Source organism: Methylophaga sp. UBA5088, from assembly GCF_002414625.1.
GTDB lineage: Bacteria > Pseudomonadota > Gammaproteobacteria > Nitrosococcales > Methylophagaceae > Methylophaga > Methylophaga marina.
This window is the reverse complement of sequence record NZ_DIAC01000032.1, coordinates 30261-38400: the sequence shown is the minus strand read 5'-3', so window position 1 is coordinate 38400 and position 8140 is coordinate 30261. Positions and strand designations below refer to the sequence as shown.

The 8140-nt window shown below is 44.6% G+C and carries 9 protein-coding genes; 3 read left to right on the top strand and 6 right to left on the bottom strand.

What is annotated here, in order from left to right; genetic code table 11:
* On the top strand, positions 1–1149 hold a 1149-nt coding region (gene yegQ / locus B4K20_RS04425; RefSeq protein ID WP_289282018.1), incomplete at its 5' end, for a tRNA 5-hydroxyuridine modification protein YegQ.
* Here yegQ and tadA read toward each other — a convergent pair.
* Together tadA and waaA are read right to left on the bottom strand one after the other, a co-directional pair.
* A complete protein-coding gene (gene tadA, locus B4K20_RS04420) occupies positions 1146–1598 on the bottom strand; it encodes a tRNA adenosine(34) deaminase TadA (RefSeq protein WP_289244465.1) in 453 nt (150 codons plus the stop codon). The two genes, yegQ and tadA, sit on opposite strands and share 4 nt — an antisense overlap.
* Complete coding sequence (waaA, locus tag B4K20_RS04415; protein ID WP_286303698.1) at positions 1591–2859, bottom strand: lipid IV(A) 3-deoxy-D-manno-octulosonic acid transferase; 1269 nt, start codon at positions 2857–2859, stop codon at positions 1591–1593. The genes tadA and waaA overlap by 8 nt, the downstream gene beginning before the upstream one ends.
* A 76-nt stretch (positions 2860–2935) precedes the next feature.
* Here waaA and lpxL point away from each other — a divergent pair, with 76 nt between their 5' ends.
* Positions 2936–3853 (top strand): LpxL/LpxP family Kdo(2)-lipid IV(A) lauroyl/palmitoleoyl acyltransferase, encoded by a 918-nt coding sequence (gene lpxL / locus B4K20_RS04410; RefSeq protein WP_286303699.1) that lies wholly within the window; start codon positions 2936–2938, stop codon positions 3851–3853.
* Here the strand turns inward: lpxL and B4K20_RS04405 are convergent, their stop codons facing one another.
* From B4K20_RS04405 to B4K20_RS04390, 4 genes are all read right to left on the bottom strand, one after another.
* A complete protein-coding gene (locus B4K20_RS04405) occupies positions 3854–4336 on the bottom strand; it encodes an acyloxyacyl hydrolase (RefSeq protein WP_286303700.1) in 483 nt (160 codons plus the stop codon).
* A gap of 128 nt (positions 4337–4464) precedes the next feature.
* Positions 4465–4854 (bottom strand): 30S ribosomal protein S9, encoded by a 390-nt coding sequence (gene rpsI, locus B4K20_RS04400; RefSeq protein ID WP_007146943.1) that lies wholly within the window; start codon positions 4852–4854, stop codon positions 4465–4467.
* Positions 4855–4866: 12 nt separating this feature from the next.
* Positions 4867–5295, bottom strand: a complete 429-nt coding sequence (rplM, locus tag B4K20_RS04395; RefSeq protein WP_286303701.1) for a 50S ribosomal protein L13 — start codon at positions 5293–5295, stop codon at positions 4867–4869.
* A gap of 85 nt (positions 5296–5380) precedes the next feature.
* Positions 5381–6178: an undecaprenyl-diphosphate phosphatase gene (locus B4K20_RS04390; protein WP_286303702.1), complete on the bottom strand. Its 798-nt coding sequence runs from the start codon at positions 6176–6178 to the stop codon at positions 5381–5383.
* Between the two features lie 129 nt (positions 6179–6307).
* Here B4K20_RS04390 and B4K20_RS04385 point away from each other — a divergent pair.
* A partial coding sequence (locus B4K20_RS04385; protein WP_289282017.1) for a DUF3683 domain-containing protein occupies positions 6308–8140 on the top strand: 1833 nt, incomplete at its 3' end.

Below are 8140 nucleotides of genomic sequence, written 5' to 3'. Positions count from 1 at the left end.
AGCAATCTGATGCCACATAATGCAAAAATTAAGACCTATATGGCCGACATGGAACCGGTGATTGAGATGAAGCCTGATGCGCTTATCATGGCGGATCCGGGGTTAATTATGATGGTGCGTGAGCGTTGGCCGGAAATGCCGGTTCACTTATCTGTACAAGCCAATACAGTCAATTACCAGGCAGTAAAATTCTGGCAGTCTATGGGCTTGTCCAGAGTTATCTTGTCTCGTGAATTATCGTTGGATGAAATTGAGGAAATACGCCAGCTTTGTCCAGACATGGAACTGGAAGTGTTTGTCCACGGTGCATTGTGTATTGCGTATTCAGGGCGTTGTTTATTGTCTGGTTACTTCAACCATCGCGATCCGAACCAAGGTACCTGCACCAATGCTTGTCGTTGGGATTATAAAACACACGCCAGCGATAATAATGATGATTCGCCACAAAAAATCGAATTTAAAGCTTTTGATGCCATGAATCAGCATAGTTTCTCTGACTGCGGTCAGCAAGAAAGGCATCCTTTGGCGGATGATGTGTATTTAATAGAGGAAGCCAACCGCCCTGGCGAACTCATGCCGATTTTTGAAGATGAGCATGGCACTTATATCATGAACTCCAAAGATCTCCGTGCTATTCAGCATATTGAAAGACTGGTCAATATCGGTGTAGATTCATTAAAAATAGAAGGGCGAACGAAGTCAGTTTATTATGTCGCCCGCACAGCACAGATATATCGTCAGGCGATAGATGATGCTCTGGCAGGACGACGCTTTAATCCAGCACTTATCGGTCAGCTTGATAACCTGTCCAACCGTGGTTATACCGATGGTTTCTATCAGCGGCATCCCACACAAGAACAGCAAAATTATTTACACGGCTACTCCAGTAATAAACAACAACAATATGTAGGCGAAGTATTAGCTTATGATGAAGATAAGCAGTGTCTGGAGATTGATGTAAAAAACCGGTTTGCCATAGGAGATAAGTTAGAATTGGTAATGCCTGAAGGAAACAAAACCTTAGTGTTGGATAAGTTATTCGATAAGGAGCTTCATGATATTCAACTAGCGCCAGGTAGCGGCCACAAAGTCTATATTCCATATCATGGACACGCACCGGAGAAAGCACTGCTGGCTCGCTATCTTTAACGCCTGGCTTTAAAAAACTGTTTAATCAGTTGGCTGCTTTCTTCTTGTAAAATACCGGTTTTACATTCCACTCGGTGGTTGATATTAGGCAGAGAAAAGGCATCGATACAACTCCCTGCGGCCCCTGTTTTAGGCTCTGGTGTGGCATAAATACAGCGAGCGATACGGGCATGTATCAATGCGCCAGCACACATGAGGCAAGGCTCGAGTGTGATATAAATATCTGCTCCCGGTAGGCGGTAGTTTTGCATTGTTTGGCATGCCTGCCTTAATGCCATTATTTCTGCATGTGCTGTTGCATCCTGACCGGCTATAGGTTGGTTCCAACCTTCACCAATAATACGATCATCTAAAACAATGACAGCCCCAACAGGGACTTCGCCATTTGCTTCTGCATTACGGGCAAGCTCCAAGGCTCTTTGCATCCAATAATGGTCTTTATCAGACATGGATATTGTATTTGATTAAGTTAAGTAAGCGCTGGCTTGCGCCCTGGCTTTGCTTAATCAGTTGTTGTCCGGCTTCACCCATAGAGGTGCGTTTGGGTGGGTTTTTTAATAAATCAGTGACTGTTGTCGCTAGGCTTTCAGCGTTATCTACCTGAATCACTGCATAGGCATCAATAAACTGTTGTGTAATTTCAGCGAAATTAAATACATGCGGACCAACAATAACGGGACGAGCTAATGCGGCTGGCTCAAGGATATTATGTCCACCAGTAGGTACCAAACTCCCACCCACAAAAGCAACATCAGAACAGGCATAGAATATAGGTAGCTCACCCATGCTATCAATCACAAGAATTTGAATATCACTTCGGCATAAGCCATTTTCACTTCGTCTGAGAATTTTAAAGCCAGAGCGTTGGCAAAGCGCTGCCACTTTGTCAAAGCGCTCAGGGTGACGAGGGACAATAATCAGCAAGAGATCGGGTACCTGTGCACGAATCTGGCGAGAGGCATTCAGAATAATCTCATCTTCGCCTTCATGTGTACTGGCGGCAATAAAAACCGGGCGGTTTCCCCACATTGAACGAATCGCCTCAGCCTGTTCGACAATACTTGCCGATAAATTCACTTCGAATTTAAGGTTTCCGACAGCATGCACTTTTTCTCTGTTGGCACCAAGCGCTATAAAACGCTCTTTATCTTGCTGAGCTTGAGCGGCTATCAAGGTAAAGCTTTGCAGAATGTCGCGTGTTAAGTTAGGAATGCGTTGATAGCCTTTTAAAGAACGCTCTGACATTCGAGCGTTGGCCAGCACTAAGGGAATGCTTTTTTTATGACAATGATAGATAAGATTAGGCCAAAGTTCTGTTTCCATAATGACAGCAAATGCAGGCTGAATCGCATCGATAAAACGCCGCATGAGTATCGGCAGATCATACGGCAGATAGCAGTGCAGCACATCATCAGCGTAAAGATCTTTTACTCGAGCACTTCCCGTTGGTGTCATTGTGGTGATGAGTATCTGATGGCCTGGGAATGACGATTGAATAGCGGCCACTAAAGGTCGGCAAGCTTCTACCTCTCCCATGGAAACAGCATGAACCCAGATAAGCGATTTACTTTTCTCAAGCTTGGGCAGGCTGATAGCGAACCGTTCATTCCAACGTTTGAAATAGGCACTGGCTTTTGTTCCTCGCCATATCAACCGCAGCAGGATCAGAGGCACAGCCAAAGTAAAGACGATATTATAAAAAACTCTCAAATCAGACTCATAAAGCAGCGAAAAGTAAGCAGGAATGATAGCATAGGCGCTACTTTGTGAAAGCAACATAGCCTGAATGAATATTTTCCAGAAACAATTTTTACACCCTCGCTATTGGCCGAGCTGGCTTGGACTGTTACTCATGCGCTTATCAGTCTATTTGCCGGCTAAATTACAGTACCGTTTAGGCTTGTTGCTTGGGCAGATGATGCAACCCTTTATGCGTTCCAGAGCAAAAGTGGTGCGAAGAAATTTAGAACTCTGCTTTCCTGAAATGAGTCAGGAAGAAAGAGAAACCCTGGTCAAAAGCATCCTGAATAATACGGGGATGATGATGATCGAAACAGCAGTAAGCTGGTGGGCATCAGACAAACAACTCTTCCCACGCGTGACTTACGATGGGCTGGAACATTTGGAAGCGGCAAAACAAAAAGGCAAAGGTGTTATTTTACTAACCGGACACTTCACCAGTATGGAAATAGGTGGGCGATTAATTATGCTACAAACCCCTGCCTATGTAATGTTCAGACACCTAAAAAATCCACTCTTTAATGCTGTCATGATGCGTTCGCGGATTTATCATAGTGAGGGTATTGTGATGCGAGATGATGTGAGGGCGATGTTACGTGCATTACGAAAAAATAAGGTCGTGTGGTATGCACCCGATCAAGATTTTGGCCCGAGAAATAGTATTTTCGCCAAGTTCTTTGGCGTGACCGCGGCGACTGTTCCGGCGACAGCACGTATGGTCAAAATGACCAGTGCACAGGTTGTCCCTTTTGTACCTAAACGCAACGAAGATGGTAGTTACCATATTCAAATATTCCCCGCGTGGCGGGACTATCCATCAGGTGATGATGTTGCCGATGCTCAACGTATCAATGATTGGCTTGAGTCCCAGATTCGACTCATGCCAGAGCAATATTTCTGGCTTCATCGCCGCTTTAAAACACAACCTGATGGGAAAGGGCGTTTATATAAGAAAGTTCGATAATCAGAAACTGTAACTCAAAATCAATGATTCTGCACCCGGATTATTTTCACCAATATTGCCATTAGATAAATGATACAAGCCTAGACCAAGTCGGCTTTTATCATTGAATTGATACGCTAATTCGGCGCCTGTTCTAAACTCCATATCGTATCCTAAATCAACGCCGCCACCTTGCTCGTAAGCAGCAATAGCGAAGTTAGGAGTGAGTATCCAGTTGGCATTAAGATAAATGTCATATCTCACACCAGCGTAGCCCCAATAACCACCATCAGAAGTTAATGTTGCCCCAAGAGTAGGAATTAAACCAAAAATGGATGACTGCGGTGCAAAACGATACTCTACACCGACTTCAGCAGCGGTATTATCGTCGAATACCTCAAAGGCACCTAGAGATAATGCGATTTGAGATTCTTGTTCTGCAAGAGCAATGGAGGGGAAAAGAAAGGCGAGAGCAATTGAAGCATAACGAAGATTTCTACTCATTGTCAGGTTCCATGACATATAAAATAAAAACGTTTTATATCATGCTGCTTATTTCGCAGGCAATAACTTCAGACAGAAAAAAAGGCCACCGAAGTGACCTTTTTTTGATCCTGCAAAGCAGCCAACAATTAACGTTTTGAGAACTGTGGACGTTTACGTGCTTTGTGAAGACCAATTTTCTTACGTTCAACGGCACGAGCATCACGAGTGATGAAGCCAGCTTTACGTAACTCTGCTTTTAATTCGTTGTCGTATTCGACCAATGCACGACTGATGCCGTGACGAATCGCGCCAGCTTGACCATTGTTACCACCGCCACGAACGGTGATTTTAAGGTCAAATTTTTCAAGCATGTCGACTAGCTCTAACGGCTGACGAACCACCATGCGAGAAGTTTCACGACCGAAATAATCTTCAAGTGTGCGAGTATTAATTGAAATGTTGCCGCTGCCTGGTTTCAGGAAAACTCGAGCTGTTGAGCTTTTGCGGCGACCTGTAGCGTAGTATGAATCTGCCATGACAATATCCGATTAGATTTCCAGCACTTTAGGCTGTTGAGCTGTGTGAGGGTGTTCTGCGCCAGCGTAAACTTTCAGTTTGCCGAACATTGCGCGACCCAGCGGGTTTTTAGGAAGCATACCTTTGACAGCCGTCTGGATAACACGCTCAGGTGCTTTATCGAGTTGTTTTTCCAGCGAGATAGACTTGATACCACCGATATGACCTGTGTGGTGATAATAAATTTTATCTTTCATTTTGTTACCAGATACACGCAGTTTTTCAGCGTTGATAACAACAATGTAATCGCCAGTGTCGACATGTGGTGTGTAGATAGCTTTATGCTTTCCACGTAAACGACGTGCGATTTCAGTAGCCATACGGCCTAATGTTTTGCCGTCAGCATCAATAACGAACCAGTCACGACGAACTTCTGCTGGTTTTGCACTTATGGTTTTCATCCGCGAGTTGCTCCTGATAATTACGCAGGCGGGCTAAATAAAGAGGGAGAATATTACGCATTAAGGAAAAAGCTGTCAACCTTATTTAAGTAAACAACCAAAACAATATTGCGCCAAGCACCAAACGATATATGACGAATGGCCACATCCCTATACGATCAAGCATTTTAAGAAATAAGAAAATGCACAGATAGGCGCTAACGGCAGAAAATAATGCGCCAGCACATAAAGAAAACCAGTCTATCACAAGTTGTGACTCTATTAGTTCAATAATTTTCAATCCACCCGCTAGAACGATAACGGGGATGGACAATAAAAAGGAGAAACGGGCAGCAGCTTCGCGCGTTAAACCGAGCATCAAGCCTGCTGTAATTGTAATTCCAGAGCGTGATGTACCAGGGATGAGTGCAATCGCTTGAGCGATACCGATAAACAAGACATCAAACCAATTGAGTTTATTTTCACTTCGAATACGCTTTCCTCGCCAGTCCGCCCAACCTAACAGTAAACCAAACACAACAGTTGTAGTGGCTATGACAAGAGGACTACGTAAGCTGGTTTCGACCAAATCACCTAAAAGTAAGCCTGCCAAGCCAACAGGAATGGTGCCAAACAATACTGCCCAAGCTAATTTGCTGTCCCCTACGGTTTGTTTTTGCGCAAGGGATTGAAACCAGTCAGCGATCAATGTTTTTATGGTCTGGCGAAAATAAATCATGACAGCCAACAATGTGCCGACATGAACGGCCACATCAAAAGCAAGTCCTTGATCCTGCCAGTTAGCAATAATGGGTAATAAAATAAGGTGAGCTGAGCTGGAGATGGGCAAGAACTCAGTCAGACCTTGTAATAAGGCCAAGGCAATAATATGTAGCAAATCCATAGAGAAACTGTCGTCCAAAAGCGTAATTTAGAAAAGGCTTATTTTATGTGGGTCATATTATAGTCGCGCCCGTGTTAAAATTGCCGCTCTTAAAATCACTCTTATTTAGAAAGAGGCTTATCAGTCAACATGTCTAACCGAATTCGCGAGATTCCGTACAACTATACCTCATTTTCTGATCGTGAAATCGTCATTCGTTTCCTAGGGGAACCAATGTGGGAGGTTTTGCAGCAGCTAAGTGAGCAGCGCAAAACTGGCCGCTCAGCAAAAATGCTGTTTGAAGTATTAGGTGATATGTGGGTCATTCAACGTAACCCATTTATTCAGGATGATTTAGTTGAAAACCAAAAACGCTGGGGCTCACTTCGTCATGCTTTGCATCATCGATTGGACCAAATTCGCAATCGCGCTGAAGAAAATAACAATGAATTGGCTTTACAGCTGGAGAAAAGTGCTCGACAAGCTGTAGAACGCTTCGAACGTAACTTATTAAGCACTGCTGAGCGTAGAAAAATGGTGATGCGTCGTTTATCGAAAACGACAAAAAAACACAACATCCAGTTTGACGGTCTGGCACGTGTTTCCCACGTCACTGATGCGACCGACTGGCGTGTTGAATATCCACTTGCGGTAGTCACGCCCGATTCAGAAGAAGAGATGGCAAAAATTATTGCTGCCTGTATCGACCTAGGTCTGACAGTCATTCCGCGTGGTGGCGGTACTGGTTATACCGGTGGTGCTATTCCATTAACGGCAGAGAGTGTTGTCGTCAACACCGAAAAACTGGAAGGATTAGGTGATGTTGTTTACCGCCATATTCCTGGTCGTGAAGAAAAAGTACCAACCGTCCGCGCTGAAGCGGGCGTGGTCACACGCCGCGTATCTGATCTAGCCGATCGTAATGGATTAGTGTTTGCTGTTGATCCCACCTCGCAAGATGCCTCGACTATCGGTGGTAATGTCGCGATGAATGCAGGCGGTAAAAAAGCTGTGATGTGGGGCACGGCGCTCGACAATCTGCTCTCATGGAGAATGGTGACGCCGGATGCTACCTGGATGGAAGTCGAACGGCTTAATCATAATCTGAGCAAAATTCATGATATCGAGTTCGCTGAGTTCAAAGTAACGCGTTTTCAACCGGACGGTAAAACGGTTATTGGCGAACCCGAGGTGATGAAAATTCCAGCCAAAGAGTTACGAAAAATTGGCTTAGGGAAAGATGTCACCAATAAATTTCTTGGTGGTTTGCCAGGCATACAAAAAGAAGGCTGTGATGGCTTAATCACGTCTTCGGTTTTTGTTCTGCACCGCATGCCGGATTATATCCGTACCGTTTGTCTGGAGTTTTTTGGTAACGATCTGAGTAAAGCTGTGCCAGCAATTGTGGAGACGAAAGACTATCTCGACAATAACAAAAACGTGCTGCTGGCAGGGATGGAGCATCTTGATGAGCGCTATGTCAAAGCGGTTGACTATTCAACTAAAGCCCCACGCTCTGTCGCACCGAAGATGGTCTTGCTGATTGATGTGGTTGGTGATGATGAAGATGCGGTAGCAGAAGCATGCTCTGAAGTGGTTCGACTGGCTAATGCCCGTGATGGTGAAGGTTTTGTGGCTGCCAGTCCTGAAGCTCGCAAGCGTTTTTGGGCCGACCGTTCACGGACTGCAGCGATTGCGCGTCATACTAATGCCTTCAAAATTAACGAAGATGTGGTTATTCCTCTGGACCGCCTGGCTGAATACAATGACGGTATTGAACGCATCAATATTGTTCAGTCCACACGCAATAAGCTGAAAACAGCAAAAGCCGTGAAAACGTATTTGAGTTCTAATCCAAAAGAACTGAAAGACTGTGGCAATAAAGATTTGGGTGATAGCGCTGAAAACGATGCCATCGTGAATTCCAAGAATGAAGCCGCATGTAAACATGTTGATGTGGTCATGGCCCGCTGGCAGAAAATA